The following is a 20,695-nucleotide window of genomic DNA, read 5'->3' as shown; positions in this document are numbered from 1 at the left end:
TTGCGACAATTAACTTCGGTTTCTTCATGATTAGCACGGCCGCTCTTGAAAACTGTACTTGAATCCCTATATATGACCCATTCTTCTCATCAGTAACAGGAACGCATCCATGAAACGAATTTTTCTCTTTATTGTTACAAACCTGGCCATTCTCCTGGTCTTGAGTATTACCCTGCGCCTATTGGGCGTAGATCGGATGCTGGACGCGCAGGGTGGGATAGACTTTAACTCGCTGCTCATTATGGCAGCTGTAATAGGGTTTGGGGGTTCGCTGATTTCTCTCGCCATGTCCAAGTGGACCGCCAAACGCATGACTGGCGCGGTGGTGATCGAACAGCCATCCGACCCGACTGAACGCTGGCTGGTGGAAACTGTCCGGCGACAGGCCGAGCTTGTCGGTATTGGAATGCCTGAAGTAGCCATTTATGACGCACCCGACGTGAATGCCTTTGCGACTGGCATGAACCGTAACGACGCGTTGGTAGCAGTGAGCACGGGCTTGCTTCAGAACATGCGCAAGGATGAGATCGAAGGCGTGCTGGCGCATGAGATTAGCCATGTTGCCAACGGCGATATGGTGACGCTTGCCTTGATCCAGGGTGTCGTTAATACGTTCGTGATTTTTCTTTCCCGAATAATCGGGCACTTTGTAGATAAGGTGGTATTTAAAACTGAACGGGACTATGGCCCCGCCTTCATGATTACAAGCCTCATCGCCCAAATGGTACTAGGAATATTGGCAAGCATGATCGTCATGTGGTTCAGCCGTCACCGCGAGTTTCGAGCGGATGCCGGCGGTGCCCAACTGGCCGGCCGGAATAAGATGATTGCTGCGCTGGAACGCCTGAAACAACGGCATGAGCCATCGCAACTACCGGAAAGGCTGGCGGCATTCGGGATTTCTGGAGGAGAAGGCCGCTTCAAAGCCTTGTTCATGTCGCATCCTCCGCTTGAGGAGCGGATTGCGGCGTTGCGGGCGATGGCCTGATTCCCATTTGTAAAAATTAAAGAAGATATTTAAAATAAAAGAGGCGGGGGCATGTAATGCCCCCGCCTCTTTTATTTTTTTTCCTATTCGCTTCGCTCTTTTCGAATGAAATTGTCTTCTAGCCTCATTCAGAAATGGCGCAATGCTCCAACTTATTCGGTATCTTCGTCTTCCGTTTTCTTCGGCGGGTTGCCGTCATGTACCAGATTCCGCCTCCGCTGGAGATATGCTTCACGCATGAATTCGTATTTATCCAGCGCTGCTTCCTCCAGCGTTTTCTCCGATTTAAGCAGGCTTGCGCGTGTATCAGTAGTCCGGGCTGATCCAACGATGGGTCCGATAAACGGGGCCACGAAGAAGCTGCCGACAAAAACAGGATCAATCACTGCATCAACTATGCTCGCTGGAGCGTCCCGCGTCGAGCTGGGGCCAAAGAAAGGAAGAACGACATAAGGCCCGCTCGACACTCCGTAATATCCGAGGGTTTGGCCAAAGTCTTCATCGTGTTTCGCAAGGCCAATGCCACTGGCCACGTCAGCCACGCCGGCCAAGCCCAGGGTACTGTTGACTATTACGCGCATGCTGCTCGTAAGCGCGTTATTGAACTTCAGCTGTAGAAGATTGTTGAGGGTGATGGGGATATCTCTCAAATTGGAAAAAACGTTTCCAACCGCTATTTCGAGCGGGTCAGGCATCACCCATCTGTAGCCCTTGGCTACCGGTCTGAAGAGGTAATCGTCAACCGTCTCGTTAAAACCAAATATCTTGCGATTTACCGGCTCCCATGGGTCCTGTTTGCTGCGAAAAGTTGTGGGATGCGCCGCCGGGCCGGCACTCTTGAATACCGGCATGTCAAGCGATTCCAGACCATCTTTCAGATCGTTGTCAGCCTTTACGCTTGTGTTGGCGGAAGCATCGGTCGTCGTGGGAGTATTCGAAACGGCCGCAGGACTGGTGGCGACTGGAGGAGTGGTGCTCGTGGAGGTGCTGGTATTTGCCGGGACGCTCGCGCTAGCCGAAGTGTTAGTATCGGCCGTTGCGCTTTTATTGGTGGTCGCGCAGCCATTGAGCAAAAACCCCAAGAGTAACGATAATAGAATAGAAGGTTTGACGGTACGGGTCATATTCGAATTGATCTAAATTTACGGTTAGGGGGATCAAACGGCGACATTATATTGCTAATTTATGTACGCAATGTATTTTTTTCTTGCGTTTTCCTACAGTTCAGCTTAGCTCGAGGCAATCTAGACAGTGCCGCGTCTGGCAAAATCCTTCAGGCGGAAACCGAGCAGCCACAGCATGGCGAAATAACTTGTTATTCCTATTGCCACCACGCTTCCAAGCCGCAACGCGCGGTCTAACGCTGGCCCGACCAGCCATGAAGCCTCGCTGCCTGAACCAAACCAGAGTACTGTGCCCATCGTCGCCAGCGCCACCGCTATCTTCGCCATAAAAACCGCCCATCCCGGCTGGGGCTGGAATATGTCGTGGCTGCGCAGTTTGTAGTAGAGCATTCCGGCATTAAGGCATGCGCCTAAACCGATGGCCAGCGCCAGACCTGCATGCTGCAGCGGGATGATGAACGCGAGGTTCATCAGCTGTGTCGCGGTGAGCGTAATAACGGCAATTTTCACCGGTGTCTTGATGTTCTGTCGCGCATAAAATCCTGGAGCCAGCACTTTCACCAGGATGAGCCCCAGCAATCCCACGCTGTAGGCGACCAATGCATGCCGCGTCATCCAGACGTCGTTGGCTGAAAATTCACCATGGTAAAACAGCGTGCTGATGAGCGGTGTGGCAAGTATCGCCAATGCTAGCGCTGCCGGCAGCGTTAGCAGCATTGTCAGGCGCAAGCCCCAATCCAGCAGACGCGAATATTCCCCGGTGCTGTTGGTGGCGTAGTGCCGGGAAAGCGAGGGTAGCAATATGGTCCCCAGCGCAGCGCCGAGCAGCCCGGCGGGAAATTCCATCAGGCGATCGGCATAGTAAAGCCAGGACACGCTGCCCGTGATAAGAAACGAGGCAAATATCGTATTGATCAGTAAGCTGATCTGTCCGATTGATACGCCGAACACGGCGGGACCCATTTGCCTGATGACGCGCCATGCACCCGTGTCTGGAGACTTGAGGCGGGGTCTCGGCAGGAATCGGATGCGCATGAGAAACGGTACCTGGAAGGCAAGCTGGAGCACGCCGCCGATAAACACTGCCCATGCCAGCGCCATTACCGGTGGGTCTATCAGGGGCGCAAGCCAAATCGAGCAACCGATGAAGGAGAGATTCAGCAATGCTGGCGTTAACGCCGGTACCGAAAATCTGCCGAACGTATTCAGTATCCCGCCAGCGAGCGATACAAGCGAGATGAACAGGATGTAAGGAAAGGTAATGCGCAATAGCTCGGTGGTCAGCGCAAATTTTTCCGGGCTGGTGGCAAACCCTGGCGCACTAACGTAAATTATCCACGGCGCAGCAACTACTCCGATGAGCGTCACCAGAAACAGGACGATGAATAGCAGTGTGGCAACGTGGTTGACCAGTTCTTGTGATTCTCCCAATGTGCGGCGATTGTTGTATTCGGCGAATATGGGGACGAATGCTTGCGAGAATGCGCCTTCCGCAAACAGCCTTCGAAGCAGGTTGGGTATGCGGAAGGCCACGAAGAACGCGTCGGTTGCGATACCTGCCCCGAAGATCCGGGCAATGAGCACGTCCCGGACAAATCCGAGGATGCGGGAAATCAGCGTCATCCCGCTGACGGTAGCGAGGGCTTTAAGCAAATTCATGGAGCCGGTATGTTAACCTGAATACCGCGAGGCATTTGCGGCAGGGAGAAAATTCAGGCGCTATCGTGCTGCCTGGGTTGCCGAATGGAAGGCAGCTTCCGGTTTTTTCTTGCAATATGCCGAAAACGTCCGTATCATTCCGCAGTTTTCAGCACCCGTTAATTCAGGAATTTTCATGGCTAATAGCGCACAAGCGAGAAAGCGTGCAAGACAGAACGCCGGTCAGCGCGACCGTAATATGAGCTTGCGCTCGGAATTGCGCACCGCGATCAAGCATGTCAGAAAAGCGATCAGTTCTAGCGATAAAACCAATGCACAAACTGTGTTCCAGGCATCGGCCGCTACGATTGATTCAATTGCTGACAAGGGTATCATCCATAAGAATAAGGCGGCCCGCCATAAAAGCCGTTTGTCTGCCGCCATCAAGACAATGGCCTGAGCAGTAAATTTTCAAAAAAAGCCCGGGTACTCCCCGGGCTTTTTTATTTCCCTGATTTCTTCGTGTTCGGCCCCCGCACAGTAAATTTCAGGAGGGCTTAAAATGGTCTTTATTAAAGACCTCTGTCAGTGGAGATACCAAATCCATGGGTATTGGAAAAATGATGGTATTGGATTTGTCACCGGCGATAGTCGTGAGGGTCTGCAGATAGCGGAGCTGCATGGCCCCGGCGTGCTGCGATAGGGTTTGGGCCGCTTTCGTCAATTTTTCGGATGCCTGAAGTTCGCCTTCGGCATGTATTACCTTTGCGCGCCGCTCGCGCTCGGCCTCAGCTTGGCGGGCAATGGCGCGTATCATCGATTCATCAATATCCACATGCTTGATCTCAACATTGGCGACTTTGATGCCCCAAGCGTCGGTTTGAATATCCAGCACCTTCTGAATGTCCATATTGAGTTTTTCCCGTTCAGCCAGCATCTCGTCAAGCTCATGCTTTCCGAGCACGGAGCGTAGAGTGGTCTGTGCGAACTGGCTGGTAGCGGCAAGAAAATTTTCTACCTGGATAATGGATTTTTGCGGGTCAACTACGCGAAAATATACGACCGCACTGACTTTCACCGAAACATTGTCGCGTGAGATGACGTCTTGGCTGGGTACGTCCATAACCACGGTGCGCAGATCAACTCGGACCATCTTCTGGATGCCGGGAATTATGACAATGAGTCCAGGACCTTTTACTTTGTAGAAGCGACCGAGCAGGAACACGACACCTCGCTCGTATTCACGCAATATTCGAAACGTTGTTAAAAGTGTCACGAGGAGGATAATGACAAGAGCACCGAAAGTGGTGAACATGATTTCTCCTTTGGGTTATTTCTCTGTCGAAGTTACAATTAAAACCAAGCCCTCCATTCCCACCACGCGTACCTTCTGCCCTCTGAAAAGGTGCTGCGCAGAACGGGCGCTCCAGAGCTCACCATGAACCCGGATCATGCCTTCGTCGACAATATCCTCCAGAATTTCCCCCTCCGCTCCGATCAGTTCCTCCCTGCCGCTGACAATCGGGTGGTGCCGGGCTTTGAGCGCCATGCCAACAACAAGAACCAGGAATAACACGCTGACCAGGGCTACCGAGGCAATCAGGGGCCAGGGAATGCCGTAACCAGGCATATCGCTATCAATCAGCATTAAGGAGCCCACGACGAAGGCAACAACGCCGCCAATGCCTAGCGTACCGAAGCTCGGCAGAAAGGCTTCCGCCACCATGAACGAGATGCCCAGCAGGATTAGGGCAAGACCGGCGTAGCTTACCGGCAATAACTGAAACGCATACATGGCAATCAAGAGACAGATGCCGCCCGCGACGCCGGGAAACACGAAGCCGGGATTGGAAAATTCAAAAAATAGTCCGTAAATGCCGATAAGCATCAGCACATATGCCACACTCGGGTCGGTGATAATAGCCAGCAATCGCGTGCGCCAGTCGGGTTCTACTATCCGCACCTCGGCAAACGCAGTATCGAGAATAATCTTCTCTCCAAGTATGGTCACTTGCCTGCCATGTACTTGTTTTAACAAATCGGCCACGTCAGTGGCCACATAATCGATGACTTTGAGTTTCAGTGCGTCTACCGCCGACAGGCTTACCGCTTCTTTCACAGCCAGTTCCGCCCACTCTGCGTTGCGGTCGCGCATCTGTGCAAGCGCGCGAATATACGCTGCGGCATCATGTATTGCTTTGCGGGAGCTTGCACTTTTTGCGGATCCCTTCTCGTCTTTCGATAATTTTTTGCCGCTCTCGTCCGATGGCGTTTCAGTTGGTCGAGGTGCAGATTTTGGCTTGGTTTCAGGTTCAGGCTCGAATTCCGGCGGACCTCCGATCTGGATCGGTGTGGCAGCGCCCAGATTTGTCCCCGGCGCCATCGCCGCGATGTGGCTGGCATACAGGATATATGTTCCGGCACTCGCAGCCCGGGCTCCGCTCGGCGCCACAAAAACGGCTACTGGTACAGGTGACGCAAGAATGGCGCGTATAATCTGGCGCATCGAGGTGTCGAGTCCCCCGGGTGTGTCCAGTTGCAATACGACTAGGGGCGTTCCTTCAACCGCACCATGCTGCATACCCCGCTCGATGAAGTCAGCGCTGGCGGGAGTGATAGGGCCACTTGCTGTCAGTACTACCACCGGCGCAGCACCAACCCACACCGGTAGGAGAAGTATTGCCGCCAAGCCGTTCCGCAAAAAACCGGTTGACCTTTTCATATCTCAAATATAGATGTTTTTAGCCTCCATTGCGGTCGGTCGAAACGGGGGTCTTTCGCTGTTGCAATCAGGATTGTTTTAGCGCATAACGCGACTTCCAAAGTAAAAGCACTATTTCATGAAAAAACCAATAAGCCGAATACTGATCATCAACGATGAAAAGCTGATATTAAAGGAGCTGATCCGGGGGCTGAATGCCGCCGCGAAATCCCTGGAAAACCCGTTAGGTATCAGTTTTACGGGCGTAACTACTGCGCGCGAAGCATTGCAGGCCATCCAGGACGACGGTGACATTCAGTCGGTATTGGTGGATGACACGCTCTACACCCTGAAAAACGGTGAAAAGGGTTCCCGCAATCTGCAAATGACGGCGCTGAAGCTGGTGCAGGAAATCACTCGGTTTCGTCCCGAGCTGGATATTTACATACTAATTGCACAGGAACAGGAAGACGAAGTGGTGGATGCGCTCTTTTCTGAAACGGTAGATGGCTATTTCTACCGAGAAGAGCGTGATTATCGGGGGATGTACCGTATCCTCAACGCTCAACTTCAGGAAAAAGCCCGCACCCCGTTTTATGATCAGCTTAAAAGCTATGTATTGATGGCAAAAGATGCCTGGCACACGCCGGGACATTCCTCGGGGGATTCGCTGCGGGACAGCCCCTGGGCCAGTGATTTTTACCAGTTCATCGGCGAACATATTTTTCGCGCCGACCTCTCGGTCTCGGTGCCGATGCTCGACTCCCTCATGGAGCCCTCCGGCGTAATCGCCGAAGCGCAAAAGATTGCGGCGAAGGCATTCGGGGCGCGCCGGACTTTTTTTGCCACGAATGGTACCTCCACAGCGAACAAGGTCATTTTTCAAACGCTGCTTGCGCCCGGCGAGAAGCTGCTGCTAGATCGAAACTGCCATAAGTCGGTGCATCACGGCGTCGTGCTATCGGGGGCGCATCCGATCTACCTCGACTCGTCTGTCAACAAGAAATACGGGGTTTACGGACCGGTTCCGAAAAAAACGGTGTTACAAGCGATTGACGATAACCCGGATGCGCAGGCGCTCATACTTACCAGTTGCACGTACGATGGGTTGCGTTATGATCTTCCCCCCATCATCGAGGCGGCGCACGCCAAAGGCATCAAAGTTATTATTGATGAAGCCTGGTACGGTTTTGCCCGCTTCCACCCCGCCTTTCGCCCCACGGCACTGGAAGCAGGCGCGGATTACGCGACCCAGAGCACGCATAAAGTACTGTCAGCTTTTTCCCAGTCGAGCATGATTCATGTCAATGACCCTGATTTCAACGAACATCTGTTTCGTGAGAATTTCAACATGCATACCTCGACGAGCCCACAATACAGCATGATCGCCAGTCTCGACGTCGCCCGCAAGCAGGCAACGCTGGAAGGGTACAAGCTTCTTTCCCGCACGCTGGAGCTGGCAAAGGAAGTGCGCGAGCAAATCAATTCCACCGGCGTATTTCGCGTGCTGGAACTCGCCGATCTGCTGCCTGATGAAGTAAAGCAGGACAATATTCAGCTCGATTTCACCAAAGTGACGGTCGATATCTCGCGCTGTGGCTTTACCATAGAAGATCTGATCCGAGAATTGTTTGAGCGCTACAATATTCAGGTGGAGAAATCTACCTTCAATACGCTGACGTTGCTTCTTACAATTGGCACTACCCGCAGCAAGGTTTCGCGTCTATATGATGCGCTGATGCGCATCGCGCGGGAAGGCCGTGCGCCCCGGCGCCTCTATCAGATTCCACAGATTCCGGGCTTTACCGAATTGAAATACCTGCCGCGCGACGCATTTTACTCCGGGGGCGAACTGATACCGCTGCTGGACGAACAGGAGCGTATAAACAACGAGCTGAATGGCAGGGTTTGCGCGGATCAGATCACGCCGTATCCACCCGGTATTCCTGTTCTCGTCCCGGGACAGAGTATTACGAGCGACGTCGTGCAATATATCGTGAGCATGTTGCGTTCGCAAAAGCGCGTTGAAGTACATGGCATCGTTTACGATGGCTATCTGCCCTGCTTGCGTCTGCTGACAGCAACTGAGGAAAAGGGCTTGAAAAAGCTAGTTAAATAAGTAAATATACCAGAGTTTAAAACACAACCATTCATCGGGCGCACGGCGGCTTATGCCGCCGTGTCGCTTTCTGACCCTGGCTAACACGGGTAATCCTTATGTCGAATTTAATGAACACCTACCTGCGTCTTCCCGTTACCTTTGCCAAAGGCGAGGGCGTTTGGCTCTGGGACGAAGAGGGAAAGCGTTATCTGGACGCGCTGGCAGGCGTTGCAGTATGCGGGCTTGGCCATTGCCATCCTAGGCTGGTAGAGGCCATTTCCAATCAGGCGGGCACGCTCATCCATACTTCCAACCTTTACCATATTGCCAAGCAGGAACAGTTGGGTAGCCGGCTTGCACAATTGTCCGGCATGGATAACGCCTTTTTCTGTAATTCAGGAGCAGAAGCGAATGAAGCCGCGATCAAGCTCGCCCGATTATATGGACACGGCAAGAATATAGATCTGCCCACGATTATCGTGATGGAAAAATCCTTTCATGGCCGCACGATGGCAACCTTGACGGCCAGTGGAAACCGGAAGGTACAGGCTGGCTTTGAACCGCTCCTTACCGGATTTGCGCGCGTTCCCTATAATGATCTGGAAGCGGTATCCCAAGTGGCGGTTCACAACAAGAACGTAGTCGCGATTCTGGTGGAACCTTATCAGGGAGAAGGGGGCGTGAATGTGCCGCAAGCGAATTATCTGCAAGGTTTGCGCCATCTCTGCGATCAAAACGGGTGGCTGCTGATGCTGGACGAAGTGCAGTGCGGAATCGGCCGAAGCGGCAAATGGTTTGCCTTTCAACACAGCGATATCGCGCCGGACGTGATAACGCTTGCAAAAGGATTGGGTTCGGGGATGCCCATCGGGGCCTGCCTGGCCAAAGGCGTGGCGGCTGGCGTTTTCAAGCCCGGCAATCATGCCTCCACCTTCGGCGGTAATCCTCTCGCGTGCGCGGCCGCGCTTACCACCCTTCAGGTGATTGACGAAGAGCAGTTGCTAGACAACGCGACGCAAGTGGGGGATTACATGCGCGCCATGCTGAAGGCAGAACTGACTGGCGTGTCAGGGGTTGAGGAAATTCGTGGGCAAGGGTTGATGATCGGCATCGAGCTTTCCAGGCCGTGTGTAGAGCTCGTCAAAGAAGCATTGGGAAAAGGCCTGCTAATAAACGTGACTTCGGATAAGGTGGTGCGGCTGCTGCCGCCATTGGTGATTCAGAGGGCCGAAGCGGAACAAGTGGTAAATACCTTATCCGGTATCGTGAAGGAGTTTTTGAAGGCTTGACGCACTCCCAGTCGGAACGTGAACCGTGAAGACGTCACGTTTTGAGTTTTGATCCACTCCATGGTCCAGGCGTTATGCAGATCAAGCATTTTTTGCAGTTCAACGATTTTTCCAGAGAGGAATATGAGTATCTGTTTGAGCGAGCGCGCTGGATCAAACAGGAATTCAAGCAATACCGGCGCTACTGGCCGTTGGAAGATCGTACGCTTGCCATGATTTTTGACAAGCACTCCACCCGCACGCGATTATCGTTCGAGGCGGGCATGCACCAACTGGGGGGCGCGGCGATCTACCTATCTACCCGCGACACACAGCTTGGCAGGGGTGAGCCTGTCGAAGATGCCGCGCGCGTCATCTCGCGTATGGTGGACATCGTCATGATCCGTACCTACGAGCACGACATCATCAGGCGCTTCGCCGCGCATTCGAGGGTCCCCGTGATCAACGGCTTGACGGACGAATATCATCCGTGCCAGATCATGGGGGATATTTTTACCTTTATTGAGCGACGCGGGGATATTTCCGGCAAAACCGTGGCATGGATCGGAGATTCGAATAACGTCTGCAACACTTGGCTGCAGGCCGCGGAGGTTTTCGATTTCAACGTACATGTCTCGACCCCGCCAGGTTACGAAGTGGAACCTGAACGCGCCGGGCTTTATGGCACCAGCCACTACGAGGAATTCGCTGATCCACATGATGCGGTGAAGGACGCCGACCTGGTGACGACCGACGTCTGGACGAGTATGGGATTCGAGGCGGAAACCGAGGAGCGGAAAAAAGATTTTGCCAATTTTCGGGTAGATGCGGAAATGATGTCCTGCGCGAAGAAGGATACATTATTCATGCATTGCCTCCCGGCGCATCGAGGCGAAGAGGTTGCGGCTGAGGTAATAGATGGTCCACAGTCGATAGTATGGGAAGAAGCGGAGAACCGGCTGCACACCCAGAAGGTACTGATCGAATATTTATTGTTGGGAAGATTGAAGGAACAAGAGTAGGTTGACCCTGATTATTCGTTCTTAAACCCCTGCTGGGTAGCAACGATTTACCGTAAGTGAGTCAAAGTATGAAGATAACAACTAAAAGTGATATGGCTGAAACTAAAAAGGTTGTACTGGCGTTCTCAGGTGGTCTGGATACCTCGGTCATCCTGAAATGGCTGCAGGATACGTATCGTTGCGAGGTAGTCACGTTCACCGCGGATATTGGTCAGGGCGAGGAAGTAGAGCCTGCGCGGGCGAAGGCAGAACAGCTTGGTGTGAGGGAAGTCTTCATTGAGGACCTCCGGGAAGAATTCGTGCGTGATTACGTTTTTCCCATGTTCAGGGCCAATACCGTTTATGAGGGCGAGTATCTGCTCGGCACCAGTATTGCCCGCCCATTGATCGCGAAACGCCAAATCGAAATCGCTCGTGAGACTGGTGCCGATGCGGTTTCCCATGGCGCAACGGGAAAAGGCAATGATCAGGTGCGCTTTGAGCTCGGTTATTACGCGCTACAACCTGATATTCACGTCATTGCCCCTTGGCGCGAATGGGATCTTACCTCCCGCGAGAAGCTCTTGAATTACGCCGAGTCGCATGGCATCCCGGTCGAGATGAAGAAAAAGGGAGGGTCTCCCTACAGTATGGATGCCAACTTGCTACATATCTCGTACGAAGGACGTATTTTGGAAGACCCCACGCAGGAGCCGGAAGAATCCATGTGGCGGTGGAGCGTATCGCCTGAACAGGCCCCCGATTTGCCCGAATATGTTGAACTGGAATTCAGGCAAGGCGATATCATTGCATTGAATGGCGAGAAGCTCTCTCCAGCTCAGGTACTTGCCGAGCTCAATCGGTTAGGCGGCAAGCACGGCATCGGGCGTCTGGATCTGGTCGAGAATCGCTACGTGGGTATGAAATCGCGGGGATGTTATGAGACGCCGGGCGGGACAATCATGCTCCGCGCCCATCGGGCAGTCGAATCCATCACGCTCGACCGTGAGGTGGCACATTTAAAGGATGAGCTGATGCCGCGCTATGCGGAGCTGATCTACAATGGCTATTGGTGGAGTCCCGAGCGTAAAATGATGCAAACCATGATTGATACTTCCCAGCTTCATGTGAACGGCTGGGTGCGATTAAAGCTTTACAAGGGAAATGTGATCGTAGTTGGGCGAGACTCGAATACGGATTCGTTGTTTGATCCGGATATTGCCACCTTTGAGGAAGACAAAGGCGCCTACAATCAGGCGGATGCCGCTGGGTTCATCAAGCTGAATGCGCTGCGCATGCGAATAGCAGCAAACTTGAGGAAGCGCGGATGACCGTTTGCTAACGTTTCGCCTATCCCCACGTCAGTATATTCGGGAGAGTTGCTCATGCCATCGTTCGATATCGTTTCTGAAGTTGATAAACAAGAGGTTAGAAACGCCATTGACCAGGTGAACAAGGAGGTGGGAACGCGATTCGACTTCAAAGGTTCGGATGCGCGCGTCGAACAGGCGGACTACGCGCTCACGATTTTTGCCGATGATGAATTCAAATTAGGACAGGTGCTGGACATTCTGATGGCGAAGCTGGCGAAGCGCAATGTAGACGTGCGTTGTCTGGACAAAGGGCAGTTGGAGAAAATAAGTGGTAATAAAGTAAAACAGCAGGTTACGGTTAAAACCGGCGTGGAAAGCGAACTGGCAAAAAAAATAATCAGACTGATAAAGGACAGCAAGCTCAAAGTCCAGGGGAGCATTCAGGGCGAGACGGTGCGTGTTTCAGGGGCCAAGCGCGATACCCTGCAGGAAGCGATACAGCTGGTCAAGAAGTCTATTTCTGAATATCCGCTCCAATTCCAGAATTTCCGTGAGTAACTGGCGCGACCTCGCGGTAAAATTCTTACGCCAACCCTGCGATCCACCGCTCATATAAGCGCCGCGCGATATTATTCAATCTGCTTACGCGCTCTGCCAGGTCTGTCTGAATTGCCTCTGGCGATTGCACCGAGGGCGCAATACTGGCCGCAATTTCCGCCGCCCCTGTCTCGCACCACGTTTTTACCATTTCTTGAGTCATTTCGACATGGCATTGAAGCGCCAGGTGCCCGTCCAGCCCGAATGCCTGATTTTCGCAGCAGTGGCTGGAAAGCAGAAGCGTGGCACCCTCTGGAATGGTAAACGTCTCTCCATGCCAATGGAACGCCTCGAACGCTACCGTCCCGCCAAACCAGGCGCGTGCGGTGGCGTTGTCTGCGATTCGCACTTCACCCCAGCCGATTTCCTTGACGGAACTTCGAGTTACCACGCCCCCGAGGGCCTTCGACATCAATTGCCCGCCGAGACAATGGCCCAGCACGGGAATATTGCTTGCTACCGCTTGCCGAATGAGTGCAAGCGCGGGGGCAATCCACGGCAGGTCGTCGTTTACGCTCATCGGCCCACCCATGAATATCAGTCCGCTAAAGCTGTTGGTGCTTGAAGGAACGGTTTCGTTGGCATCGATTCTGATGAGTTGCGAAGGAATAGAATGAGAATCAAGGAAGGTTGCAAAGTAACCTGGACCCTCGGTTGGGAAATGCCTGAAGATCGCAACAGGTTTCATTGAAAGAGATTATTTTCAGCCTGATCTGCCGGGTACGAATACGGCTTTTGAGGTTGCGCCGCGTGAATTAATTCAGTTTACGCCAAACGTGAAGGTACGAGCTTGGCCTCCTCAAGCCATGCTCGTACAAGAGGCAAAAAGTTGCGACGGGTATTACGCTCCACGCCGCCAAGGCGCGATGGCTGAGTCCGGGATTACTTTCTGGCCGGTGACTCGCACACCGTCAAAATCTGCCGTTTCATGGGCGCCAACCAGATATGTACCCATCTCTACCTGAATCTCCACCTCACCGCTGGCCACAGCGACGCTGCCCCCCGTAGAGGACTTGCTGACACTGAAACGTGTACCCGTATCCCTGATGTAGGTAGTGCCCACTTTGAGTTGCAGTTTGCCCGCCCCATCGCCCCGAACGTCGAAATACGCGTTGCCGCGTAACAGCTCCATGCGGGGAGGATCTGTATTGCTGACAGTCACGCTGCTATCGGCATCAAGACTGATATCGATATTTGGAGTGGCGGTGATGGTCACCCGCTGTCCGGGTTCAGTTTCATGCAGTCGTGTGCTCAAGGGCTTCGCAATGAACCATGACATTAAGCCGAGGCTGACCGCGATGATTATTATGGAACCATGCACGAGGAAGTGCTGGCGGCCGGGCGGACGGTCTAGGGCAGCCATGTGGCGGAGGTATCGGTATTGGACATATCGAGCGGCATACTACCAGAACCTTGCCCCCATTGCATGCCAGCAGTCGGGGTTCGGGCTGCCTGCATCATGTTGCAGCTCGGGGAGCGGCATGGCGCTATTGTTTCGAAGGGTCCGTAACAAACCCGATCCGGACGAGCCCGGCTTTTGCAGCGATGGACATCACGCGTGCCACGTGCTCGTAATGCACGTGGCTGTCAGCACGAATATGCAACTCGATATCGGGCTTCTCCTTTGCCGTCGCGGCAAACCGCGGGGCCAGCTGGTCCATTGTAACCGGCTCGCCGTTCCAGTAAAGGGTCGCGTCCTCACGAAGCGCAAATTCGATATGATCGGGTTGAGTGATATTCGGGTTGCTCGATGCTTTGGGTAAATCAACCTTGACCGAATGCGTCAGCAACGGCGCGGTAATGATGAAGATTACGAGCAATACGAGCATCACGTCCACCAACGGGACTACGTTGATTTCAGAAAGCGGCGGCGGACGGTTACCGTTGTTCATCGTGCCAAATGCCATTACGATCTCCTTTCACCGGGCACGACTGCGGGCGCCACAACAGGTACAACGACACGAAGCTGTCGCTCGTCCCCAGCGGAGCTATTCGTTTTGGCTCCTACCGCGATAAGCACGAAGAGGTCATGAGCGAAGGCGTCCAGACGCGCCAGCCAGATGCGGTTGCGCCGAACGAAGGTGTTATAAGCCAGCACGGCCGGGATCGCTACCGCGAGCCCCAGCGCAGTCATAATCAATGCTTCACCCACGGGGCCGGCTACTTTATCAAGCGTACCCTGGCCGGATAATCCAATTTGGATCAGGGCGTGATAAATCCCCCATACAGTACCAAACAAGCCGATATAAGGCGCGGCCGACCCTGCTGAAGCAATCAGTGTCAGGCCGTTTTCCACACGCGTAGCCTCTTGATCGAGTCCATTGCGCAGTACACGGGTGATGAATTCGCTCGCTCCGCCTCCTGCCGCCAGCTTCTGCAAACCGTGTTTCTCGGAATCAGCGGCTGCGTCCATCGCGAGGTGGGCAAGCTGGGCAAAAGCGTTATCACGCGATCCTTCGTTCAGTGTCGAGTTGACCTCTTGCAAGGAACCCGCGCTCCAGAAGCGCTTGAGAAACGCATCTGCCCGTCGCCCGGCCAGGAGATTCGAGATACTCTTCGTGAGTATGAGATACCAGCTCGCTACTGAAAGCGTAAGCAGCAGCATGAGCACGGTCATGCCTACACCATCGAGCTGGGTGATGAAATTCGAGAAGCCGAGACCTTTTTCCATTGAATCAATCTCCTTGCAATACAAAGTTGAAGGGTTGCAGGGCAATAGCCCGAACCCGCTGACCATTGCGTGTTGGTGAGTTGCAACGCCAGGTTTTTACCGCTGCCAGCGCTGCTTCATCGAGACGCTTGTAGCCGCTGCTATTGACGATCTGGGCAATATTTACCTGACCGCTTTCATCCAGTTCCACCTTTAGCACCAGCTTTCCTTCCTCCCCCAATCGCCGGGACAAGGCCGGGTAAACAGGCGCGTTCAACTGGGGGCATGCAACAGAAAGCTCCGAGGATAGCGTGACGGGTCCGGCCGGCATCTGCGGTGCCGCGGGGGCAGGTTCCGCCACCGCTACCGGTTCTGGCTCGGGATCGGGTTGGGTTGGCAACGCTACCGGCTCGCTAGGTGCCAGCACCGGTGCTTCAGCGACTATCTGGCGTGATTGCGGTGTCTTCCTTGCGGGCTGAGGCTTGGGTGCTGGGGGAGGCGGCTCAGCCTTCGGTTCTTCTTTCGGCCTAGCCGCAGGGATAAAGTTGACGAACACTGTCGCCAGCTGTTCCGGTGGTGGAATAAGCTGCTGTTTAAACAAAAAATATAGCAAGGCGCCATGAGCCGCCAGCACTAGCATCAAGCTGGGTAAAAAAGCGGGATTTCGATTGGTTACCATGCTATCGATGCGTCGCACCTGACAATGCATTCTTTGCCAGCCACTGTTCGAAAAACTGCTTATTGACCAGCCCGGTCTTGACCTCACGCTGATGTCTTCGATCGTAAAAATAGGTTCGCGGCACTTCTCCGTACCAGCGAGTATCAATTTCACGGCGCAGGCGTTCAGGCATATCGTCCGCGAAAACCCATTGCTCCGCTTGGCTCATTCCGTACGTTTCAGCCTTTAGGGCCAATTGGGCCGCATCACTTATCGTGTCCGTGGCAACAAGTACCACGTCAAGATTCGGATGGCTGCGCCTGAGTTCGCTCAATGTTTTCAATTCGGTGGGACAATATTGACAGTCGAGCGACCACAAGACGAGAATGAACGGCTTACCCTCCCGGGCAGCAAGGAGCTCTCCCAGACTTCCTTGAGTAAAAGGACGAACAGTTTCTGCTGCAAAAGTAACCTTCGCACAACACAGCAGGAATGCGAGAATAACAAGCCGCAATATTGTATGATCCCTGCCGCGCGTAAACTGCGCACCGCCCCCGGCGGAATTCGTAGTTGAGTTACTTGGCATCGGTAATGTGAATCTAATTGAGAATCAGTTCCACTCAGAAGGTGCGATTTTACCATGAAGCTGCAAATCTACGTAAAGTGCGAGCGGTAAAATTTATTCGTTTGCCAATCTGCTATCCGATATAAGTCAGAAGCATGATAGGCGGAGGGGAACATAATCACAATGCGACAAATTGTCGCAGGGCGTCCCTCCCAGGCAATGATGCGAATTTCCTAGCTATGACTAAGATCCTGCTGCTTGGTTCGCACAAATCGCTATAGATTGCGCGTCGCAAGGCGACGCTTCGCAGCGCCGTAAACAGGAATAGAGGATAAAAATAGATGGCCATCGTTGCTTCATCGCTGAGCCGCTGCTTCCTGAATAAGCGATATGGCGAGGATGCCGGCAGTGCAAGCGAAATCTAGTGTGATACAGAGAGGCCCGGTCCGAACGGACGCTGCTGGCTATCGTTCTCGGCGGGAGATTTCATCCACTCCCGGATTTTTGTTAACATTGCTGTAGAGGTTTACGGCGGTCTTCACCGTGTTTTCGCGATAGGCAATTGTCCTGGCTACTCAACAGGAACTTTCTAATTTTCTCGCTGAAGCCGAGCGGCGCGCTTACAAGCAAGCGTTGTTCGCGGTTCGCGACGAACATGTAGCGCTGGATATTGTTCAGGATTCCATGACCAAGCTTGTCGAGAGTTATTCTCGTAAGCCGGCCGAAGAATTGCCCCTGTTATTTCAGCGTATACTGCAAAATACAATCCGTGATTTTTACCGGCGGCAGAAAACCCGTTCCATATGGACAACGCTGTTTTCTTCATTTCTGCCCACTAATCAGGAAAAAGAACCCGAAGATTATGACCCGTTAGAAACTTTGGAACTGGAGGGATTATCTAATAGAGATGACCCCCGTAAACTGCTTGAGCAAACGCAGCTTATCAGCTTGCTGGAGAAAGCCATAGAAGTGCTCCCCGCGCGTCAACGCGAAGCCTTTCTTTTGCGTTACTGGGAAGAGATGGATGTTACCGAGACCGCGAAGGTCATGGGGTGTTCTGAAGGAAGTGTGAAGACGCACTGCTCTCGTGCAACCCACGCCCTTGCTACGCTGCTGAAAAAACAAGGAATCGAGTTATGAGCAAGGATGAAAACGAAATCGGGAGGAATGTCGCGCGGCTATTGGACTGCGGCTTGGACAACCTCAGGCAGAGTACATTGAACCGCCTTCAGGCTGCCCGGCGTGCGGCCCTCGAAAATTATCAAATGGCCGAAGCGGAGATTAGCGTTGGTCAGGGGATTTCTGCGCGCGGCGGGCATGAATGGCACCTAAAAACGCGTAAGCTATTGTCGGCCATTATGCTGGTGGCTGCTCTGGCGGGGATTGCATACTGGCAGACTCTGCAGCCGATTGATGAAAACGAGGAAATCGACATTATGCTGCTTGTCGATGAGTTGCCCGTGAGTGCGTATCTGGATAATGAGTTGGATGCATGGCTCGATCCTTCATAGCTGCCGCGTTCTGGCTATACATGTCGTTCTTGGTATCCGCGTCAGCCGCAGGCGCAGACCCTGTGTGGGATGAATTAAAGTCGCAACAGAGAGAAGTCCTGGCTCCCCTGGCACAAGAATGGAACGGCATGGACCCAGCGAAAAAAAAGAAATGGTTAGGTATTGCCAGGCGCTACCCGGGGATGACGCCGGAAGAGCAACATCGCACCCAGTTGCAGATGCGTGACTGGTACTCCCTCACTCCGGAGCAGCGCGAGTTGGTTCGCGAGAAATATAAGACGATTAAAAAGCTGCCGCCGGAGAAGCGTCACGAAATAAAACAGAAATGGCGTGAGTATGGGCAAACCTCGCAAGACCAGCGAGGGGATTAGGCGATGCGTTTGCGTTCGCGAAGGCCGACGAAAGTCGCCATGAATAGAGGCGAAAGCGCGCTCTGAATGAGTTCGGGACCGATAGAGGCATCGATGCCCGGATTTGGGCGGCGACTGCTGAGCATGATTTATGAATCGCTGATGTTAGTGGCGGTTCTGTTTATTGCCGGTTTCATTTTTCATCTCGTTTTTCAGAATACAAGCTCCATTTTTTTCCGTCCCGCCTTTCAAATTTATCTCCTGCTGATCGGAGGCATTTATTTCACCTGGTTCTGGACCCACGGCGGGCAGACGCTACCGATGCAGACCTGGAAGCTTCGTGTGGTCGCCGCCGACGGGCAGCGGATTTATTTGAAGCAGGCGGTTGCGCGGTATCTATTTGCAGTTATTGGCTTTTTTCTCCTTGGTTGCGGAATTCTGTGGGCATTCTTCGATCGTGACGGACTTTTTCTGCATGACCGGCTGGCCGGTACCAAAATTGTTAGAATCGAAGGCTAGCTCTCTGTGACGACTCGGCCTCTGCCGACTGCTCACAGCAGTGTATGGAATATGAAACGTGGCTGAGGCTCGTCGGTGGCGAATATCCAGGCCATCTCGGCATCCTGCACGGCGACCGAGACGGCCCGCCGGCGACGGATTGCGCTAAGACATGATTCACGTGACCGCCTACCTATCGCACCTCAACCATGGAAGCATTTCCCCTAAATTGATCGCGGCTTTCTCAAGCGGTACCGCCTACCGTTAACCCATCGATACGTAGTGTTGGCTGGCCTACTCCCACCGGCACGCTTTGCCCTTCCTTACCGCAGGTACCAACGCCAGGATCAAGCGACATATCGTTACCGATCATAGACACTCGCGTGAGGACGTCGGGGCCGTTGCCGATAAGGGTAGCTCCTTTTACCGGGTAGGAAATCTTCCCATTTTCAATCATGTATGCTTCAGCCGCAGAAAAGACGAATTTCCCGCTGGTAATGTCCACCTGCCCGCCGCCAAAGTTGACCGCATACAAGCCATGTTTAACCGAAGCGATAATCTCCTCAGGGCTCTTGTCGCCGTTTAACATGTAGGTGTTTGTCATCCGCGGCATGGGAATATGCGCAAATGATTCACGTCTACCATTCCCGGTCACGGGAACATTCATCAGCCGCGCGTTGAGGCTGTCCTGCAAATAACCCTTAAGTATGCCGTTTTCGATCAGTACGGTGCACTGGGTGGGATTGCCCTCGTCATCGATATTCAGCGATCCTCGCCTCCTTGCAATCGTACCATCATCCACTACCGTTACCCCGGTGGCAGCGACACGTTCGCCGATGCGACCTGAGAATGCGGAGCTGCCTTTGCGGTTGAAATCTCCTTCCAGTCCGTGGCCGATAGCCTCGTGCAGCAGTATTCCCGGCCAACCGGCACCCAAAACTACCGTCATGGTACCGGCAGGCGCGGGTTTTGCATCCAGATTGACGAGAGCCTGGTGCACTGCTTTGGCGGCGTAATCGCGCAGTACATCATCTGCGAAATAAGCATAGTCAAAGCGTCCTCCTCCTCCCGCTGCACCTTGTTCGCGCTGACCATTTTCCTCGGCAATGACTTGGACCGAAAGTCGTACCAGCGGGCGTACGTCGGCCGCCACAAGTCCATCGCCGCGGGCGACGAGGACCACCTCATATTCTCCGGCCAGCGATGCCATCACCTGAATCACACGTTTATCAATGGCGCGCGCGTAGCCTTCAAGCTTTTCGAGCAACGCTACCTTCTCCTTGTCATTCAGGCTGCCGATGGGGTCCTGGGGCAGGTAGAGTTCGCGTCCTTTGCTGCGTTTCACCGCTTGAACCGACTGGGTCACGCCGTGACGCGCGATGGCGCGGGTGGCCTGAGCTGCCGATGCCAAAGCCGGCATGCTGATATCGTCGGAATAGGCGAATGCGGTTTTGTCGCCACTCACGGCACGCACGCCTACCCCCTGGTCGATATTAAAGCTGCCGGATTTGACGATGCCTTCCTCTAACGCCCAACCCTCGGCACGGCTGTATTGAAAATACAGATCGGCGTAGTCTATGTGATGCGAAAGCATTTGGCCGAACACTGTCTGCAATGCAGCGGTATCGATCTCATGGGGCATTAATAGGCAACGGTTGGCCGTGGTAAAAAGATCCTCAGATTGGGTGACGGGTTCAGTGGTTTCAGTGGTCATAGGTCCAGTGTAAGAATT

At 53.5% G+C, this 20,695-nt stretch carries 23 protein-coding genes; 12 read left to right on the top strand and 11 right to left on the bottom strand.

Annotation, left to right across the window (positions count from 1 at the left end; genetic code table 11):
* The first annotated feature begins 109 nt into the window (after positions 1–109).
* Positions 110–988: a protease HtpX gene (gene htpX / locus BM022_RS12455; RefSeq protein ID WP_091139734.1), complete on the top strand. Its 879-nt coding sequence runs from the start codon at positions 110–112 to the stop codon at positions 986–988.
* A gap of 152 nt (positions 989–1,140) precedes the next feature.
* On the opposite strand, the gene BM022_RS12450 is transcribed toward htpX, so the two are convergent.
* Positions 1,141–1,839, bottom strand: a complete 699-nt coding sequence (locus tag BM022_RS12450; RefSeq protein ID WP_256209159.1) for an MlaA family lipoprotein — start codon at positions 1,837–1,839, stop codon at positions 1,141–1,143.
* Between BM022_RS12450 and BM022_RS16100 the strand changes: the two genes are divergently transcribed.
* Positions 1,838–2,128: a hypothetical protein gene (locus tag BM022_RS16100; RefSeq protein ID WP_256209158.1), complete on the top strand. Its 291-nt coding sequence runs from the start codon at positions 1,838–1,840 to the stop codon at positions 2,126–2,128. The genes BM022_RS12450 and BM022_RS16100 overlap by 2 nt on opposite strands.
* A gap of 104 nt (positions 2,129–2,232) precedes the next feature.
* Here BM022_RS16100 and murJ read toward each other — a convergent pair whose 3' ends face one another.
* Complete coding sequence (gene murJ / locus BM022_RS12445) at positions 2,233–3,771, bottom strand: murein biosynthesis integral membrane protein MurJ (protein ID WP_091139731.1); 1,539 nt, start codon at positions 3,769–3,771, stop codon at positions 2,233–2,235.
* A gap of 175 nt (positions 3,772–3,946) precedes the next feature.
* Between murJ and rpsT the strand changes: the two genes are divergently transcribed.
* Positions 3,947–4,210, top strand: coding sequence for a 30S ribosomal protein S20 (gene rpsT, locus BM022_RS12440; protein ID WP_091139729.1), 264 nt, complete (start codon positions 3,947–3,949; stop codon positions 4,208–4,210).
* An 87-nt stretch (positions 4,211–4,297) separates the two neighbouring features.
* Here the strand turns inward: rpsT and BM022_RS12435 are convergent, their stop codons facing one another.
* Both BM022_RS12435 and BM022_RS12430 read right to left on the bottom strand, forming a co-directional pair.
* Positions 4,298–5,065 carry a slipin family protein gene (locus BM022_RS12435; protein WP_091139728.1) on the bottom strand — a complete coding sequence of 256 codons (768 nt, stop codon included), beginning with the start codon at positions 5,063–5,065 and terminating at the stop codon, positions 4,298–4,300.
* A gap of 15 nt (positions 5,066–5,080) precedes the next feature.
* Positions 5,081–6,472, bottom strand: a complete 1,392-nt coding sequence (locus BM022_RS12430) for an NfeD family protein (RefSeq protein WP_091139727.1) — start codon at positions 6,470–6,472, stop codon at positions 5,081–5,083.
* A 118-nt stretch (positions 6,473–6,590) separates the two neighbouring features.
* On the opposite strand from BM022_RS12430, the gene BM022_RS12425 reads away from it, so the two are divergent.
* The 5 genes from BM022_RS12425 (at position 6,591) to BM022_RS12405 (ending at position 12,692) form a co-directional block, all read left to right on the top strand.
* The gene (locus BM022_RS12425; RefSeq protein ID WP_091139725.1) at positions 6,591–8,570 is read left to right on the top strand and encodes an aminotransferase class I/II-fold pyridoxal phosphate-dependent enzyme; all 1,980 of its coding nucleotides are present in this window, start codon (positions 6,591–6,593) and stop codon (positions 8,568–8,570) included.
* 98 nt (positions 8,571–8,668) lie between these two features.
* Complete coding sequence (locus tag BM022_RS12420; RefSeq protein WP_091139724.1) at positions 8,669–9,841, top strand: aspartate aminotransferase family protein; 1,173 nt, start codon at positions 8,669–8,671, stop codon at positions 9,839–9,841.
* Between the two features lie 74 nt (positions 9,842–9,915).
* Complete coding sequence (gene argF / locus BM022_RS12415; protein WP_091139722.1) at positions 9,916–10,842, top strand: ornithine carbamoyltransferase; 927 nt, start codon at positions 9,916–9,918, stop codon at positions 10,840–10,842.
* A 68-nt stretch (positions 10,843–10,910) separates the two neighbouring features.
* On the top strand, positions 10,911–12,152 hold the full coding sequence (locus BM022_RS12410; RefSeq protein ID WP_371264335.1) for an argininosuccinate synthase: 1,242 nt from the start codon (positions 10,911–10,913) through the stop codon (positions 12,150–12,152).
* A gap of 54 nt (positions 12,153–12,206) precedes the next feature.
* Positions 12,207–12,692: a YajQ family cyclic di-GMP-binding protein gene (locus tag BM022_RS12405; protein ID WP_091139720.1), complete on the top strand. Its 486-nt coding sequence runs from the start codon at positions 12,207–12,209 to the stop codon at positions 12,690–12,692.
* Positions 12,693–12,717: 25 nt separating this feature from the next.
* Here BM022_RS12405 and BM022_RS12400 read toward each other — a convergent pair whose 3' ends face one another.
* The 6 genes from BM022_RS12400 to BM022_RS12375 all read right to left on the bottom strand — a co-directional run bounded on the left by BM022_RS12400 (position 12,718) and on the right by BM022_RS12375 (position 16,553).
* Complete coding sequence (locus BM022_RS12400) at positions 12,718–13,419, bottom strand: type 1 glutamine amidotransferase (RefSeq protein WP_091139719.1); 702 nt, start codon at positions 13,417–13,419, stop codon at positions 12,718–12,720.
* Positions 13,420–13,572: 153 nt separating this feature from the next.
* Positions 13,573–14,094, bottom strand: coding sequence for a FecR family protein (locus BM022_RS12395; protein WP_091139717.1), 522 nt, complete (start codon positions 14,092–14,094; stop codon positions 13,573–13,575).
* A gap of 124 nt (positions 14,095–14,218) precedes the next feature.
* Positions 14,219–14,638: an ExbD/TolR family protein gene (locus BM022_RS12390; RefSeq protein WP_091139715.1), complete on the bottom strand. Its 420-nt coding sequence runs from the start codon at positions 14,636–14,638 to the stop codon at positions 14,219–14,221.
* The gene (locus tag BM022_RS12385; RefSeq protein WP_091139714.1) at positions 14,638–15,402 is read right to left on the bottom strand and encodes a MotA/TolQ/ExbB proton channel family protein; all 765 of its coding nucleotides are present in this window, start codon (positions 15,400–15,402) and stop codon (positions 14,638–14,640) included. Before BM022_RS12385 ends, BM022_RS12390 begins: the two co-directional genes overlap by 1 nt.
* 4 nt (positions 15,403–15,406) lie before the next feature.
* Positions 15,407–16,060 carry an energy transducer TonB gene (locus BM022_RS12380; RefSeq protein ID WP_091139712.1) on the bottom strand — a complete coding sequence of 218 codons (654 nt, stop codon included), beginning with the start codon at positions 16,058–16,060 and terminating at the stop codon, positions 15,407–15,409.
* 1 nt (position 16,061) lies between these two features.
* A complete protein-coding gene (locus tag BM022_RS12375; RefSeq protein WP_256209157.1) occupies positions 16,062–16,553 on the bottom strand; it encodes a TlpA family protein disulfide reductase in 492 nt (163 codons plus the stop codon).
* A 618-nt stretch (positions 16,554–17,171) separates the two neighbouring features.
* Here BM022_RS12375 and BM022_RS12370 point away from each other — a divergent pair.
* The 4 genes from BM022_RS12370 to BM022_RS12355 all read left to right on the top strand — a co-directional run bounded on the left by BM022_RS12370 (position 17,172) and on the right by BM022_RS12355 (position 18,984).
* Positions 17,172–17,744: an RNA polymerase sigma factor gene (locus tag BM022_RS12370; RefSeq protein WP_091139709.1), complete on the top strand. Its 573-nt coding sequence runs from the start codon at positions 17,172–17,174 to the stop codon at positions 17,742–17,744.
* A complete protein-coding gene (locus BM022_RS12365) occupies positions 17,741–18,115 on the top strand; it encodes a DUF3619 family protein (protein WP_091139708.1) in 375 nt (124 codons plus the stop codon). The genes BM022_RS12370 and BM022_RS12365 overlap by 4 nt, the downstream gene beginning before the upstream one ends.
* On the top strand, positions 18,097–18,486 hold the full coding sequence (locus BM022_RS12360; RefSeq protein ID WP_091139706.1) for a DUF3106 domain-containing protein: 390 nt from the start codon (positions 18,097–18,099) through the stop codon (positions 18,484–18,486). The genes BM022_RS12365 and BM022_RS12360 overlap by 19 nt, the downstream gene beginning before the upstream one ends.
* Positions 18,487–18,552: 66 nt before the next feature.
* Complete coding sequence (locus BM022_RS12355; protein ID WP_256209156.1) at positions 18,553–18,984, top strand: RDD family protein; 432 nt, start codon at positions 18,553–18,555, stop codon at positions 18,982–18,984.
* Positions 18,985–19,207: 223 nt separating this feature from the next.
* Here BM022_RS12355 and tldD read toward each other — a convergent pair whose 3' ends face one another.
* Positions 19,208–20,677 (bottom strand): metalloprotease TldD, encoded by a 1,470-nt coding sequence (gene tldD / locus BM022_RS12350; protein ID WP_091139705.1) that lies wholly within the window; start codon positions 20,675–20,677, stop codon positions 19,208–19,210.
* Positions 20,678–20,695: the final 18 nt, after the last annotated feature.

Origin of the sequence: Nitrosospira sp. Nsp14 (assembly GCF_900113575.1) — a bacterium.
GTDB lineage: Bacteria > Pseudomonadota > Gammaproteobacteria > Burkholderiales > Nitrosomonadaceae > Nitrosospira.
Note: the sequence above shows the minus strand (reverse complement) of the source record. Positions and strands in the feature narration are given on the sequence as shown.

Excerpts from the sequence above, each read along its gene's own strand:
- htpX (WP_091139734.1), top strand. The coding sequence starts at position 110 with ATGAAACGAATTTTTCTCTTTATTGTTACAAACCTGGCCATTCTCCTG.
- BM022_RS16100 (WP_256209158.1), top strand. The coding sequence starts at position 1,838 with ATGTCAAGCGATTCCAGACCATCTTTCAGATCGTTGTCAGCCTTTACG.
- BM022_RS12450 (WP_256209159.1), bottom strand. The coding sequence starts at position 1,839 with ATGCCGGTATTCAAGAGTGCCGGCCCGGCGGCGCATCCCACAACTTTT.
- murJ (WP_091139731.1), bottom strand. The coding sequence starts at position 3,771 with ATGAATTTGCTTAAAGCCCTCGCTACCGTCAGCGGGATGACGCTGATT.
- rpsT (WP_091139729.1), top strand. The coding sequence starts at position 3,947 with ATGGCTAATAGCGCACAAGCGAGAAAGCGTGCAAGACAGAACGCCGGT.
- BM022_RS12435 (WP_091139728.1), bottom strand. The coding sequence starts at position 5,065 with ATGTTCACCACTTTCGGTGCTCTTGTCATTATCCTCCTCGTGACACTT.
- BM022_RS12430 (WP_091139727.1), bottom strand. The coding sequence starts at position 6,472 with ATGAAAAGGTCAACCGGTTTTTTGCGGAACGGCTTGGCGGCAATACTT.
- BM022_RS12425 (WP_091139725.1), top strand. The coding sequence starts at position 6,591 with ATGAAAAAACCAATAAGCCGAATACTGATCATCAACGATGAAAAGCTG.
- BM022_RS12420 (WP_091139724.1), top strand. The coding sequence starts at position 8,669 with ATGTCGAATTTAATGAACACCTACCTGCGTCTTCCCGTTACCTTTGCC.
- argF (WP_091139722.1), top strand. The coding sequence starts at position 9,916 with ATGCAGATCAAGCATTTTTTGCAGTTCAACGATTTTTCCAGAGAGGAA.
- BM022_RS12410 (WP_371264335.1), top strand. The coding sequence starts at position 10,911 with ATGAAGATAACAACTAAAAGTGATATGGCTGAAACTAAAAAGGTTGTA.
- BM022_RS12405 (WP_091139720.1), top strand. The coding sequence starts at position 12,207 with ATGCCATCGTTCGATATCGTTTCTGAAGTTGATAAACAAGAGGTTAGA.
- BM022_RS12400 (WP_091139719.1), bottom strand. The coding sequence starts at position 13,419 with ATGAAACCTGTTGCGATCTTCAGGCATTTCCCAACCGAGGGTCCAGGT.
- BM022_RS12395 (WP_091139717.1), bottom strand. The coding sequence starts at position 14,094 with ATGGCTGCCCTAGACCGTCCGCCCGGCCGCCAGCACTTCCTCGTGCAT.
- BM022_RS12390 (WP_091139715.1), bottom strand. The coding sequence starts at position 14,638 with ATGGCATTTGGCACGATGAACAACGGTAACCGTCCGCCGCCGCTTTCT.
- BM022_RS12385 (WP_091139714.1), bottom strand. The coding sequence starts at position 15,402 with ATGGAAAAAGGTCTCGGCTTCTCGAATTTCATCACCCAGCTCGATGGT.
- BM022_RS12380 (WP_091139712.1), bottom strand. The coding sequence starts at position 16,060 with ATGGTAACCAATCGAAATCCCGCTTTTTTACCCAGCTTGATGCTAGTG.
- BM022_RS12365 (WP_091139708.1), top strand. The coding sequence starts at position 17,741 with ATGAGCAAGGATGAAAACGAAATCGGGAGGAATGTCGCGCGGCTATTG.
- BM022_RS12360 (WP_091139706.1), top strand. The coding sequence starts at position 18,097 with ATGGCTCGATCCTTCATAGCTGCCGCGTTCTGGCTATACATGTCGTTC.
- BM022_RS12355 (WP_256209156.1), top strand. The coding sequence starts at position 18,553 with ATGAGTTCGGGACCGATAGAGGCATCGATGCCCGGATTTGGGCGGCGA.
- tldD (WP_091139705.1), bottom strand. The coding sequence starts at position 20,677 with ATGACCACTGAAACCACTGAACCCGTCACCCAATCTGAGGATCTTTTT.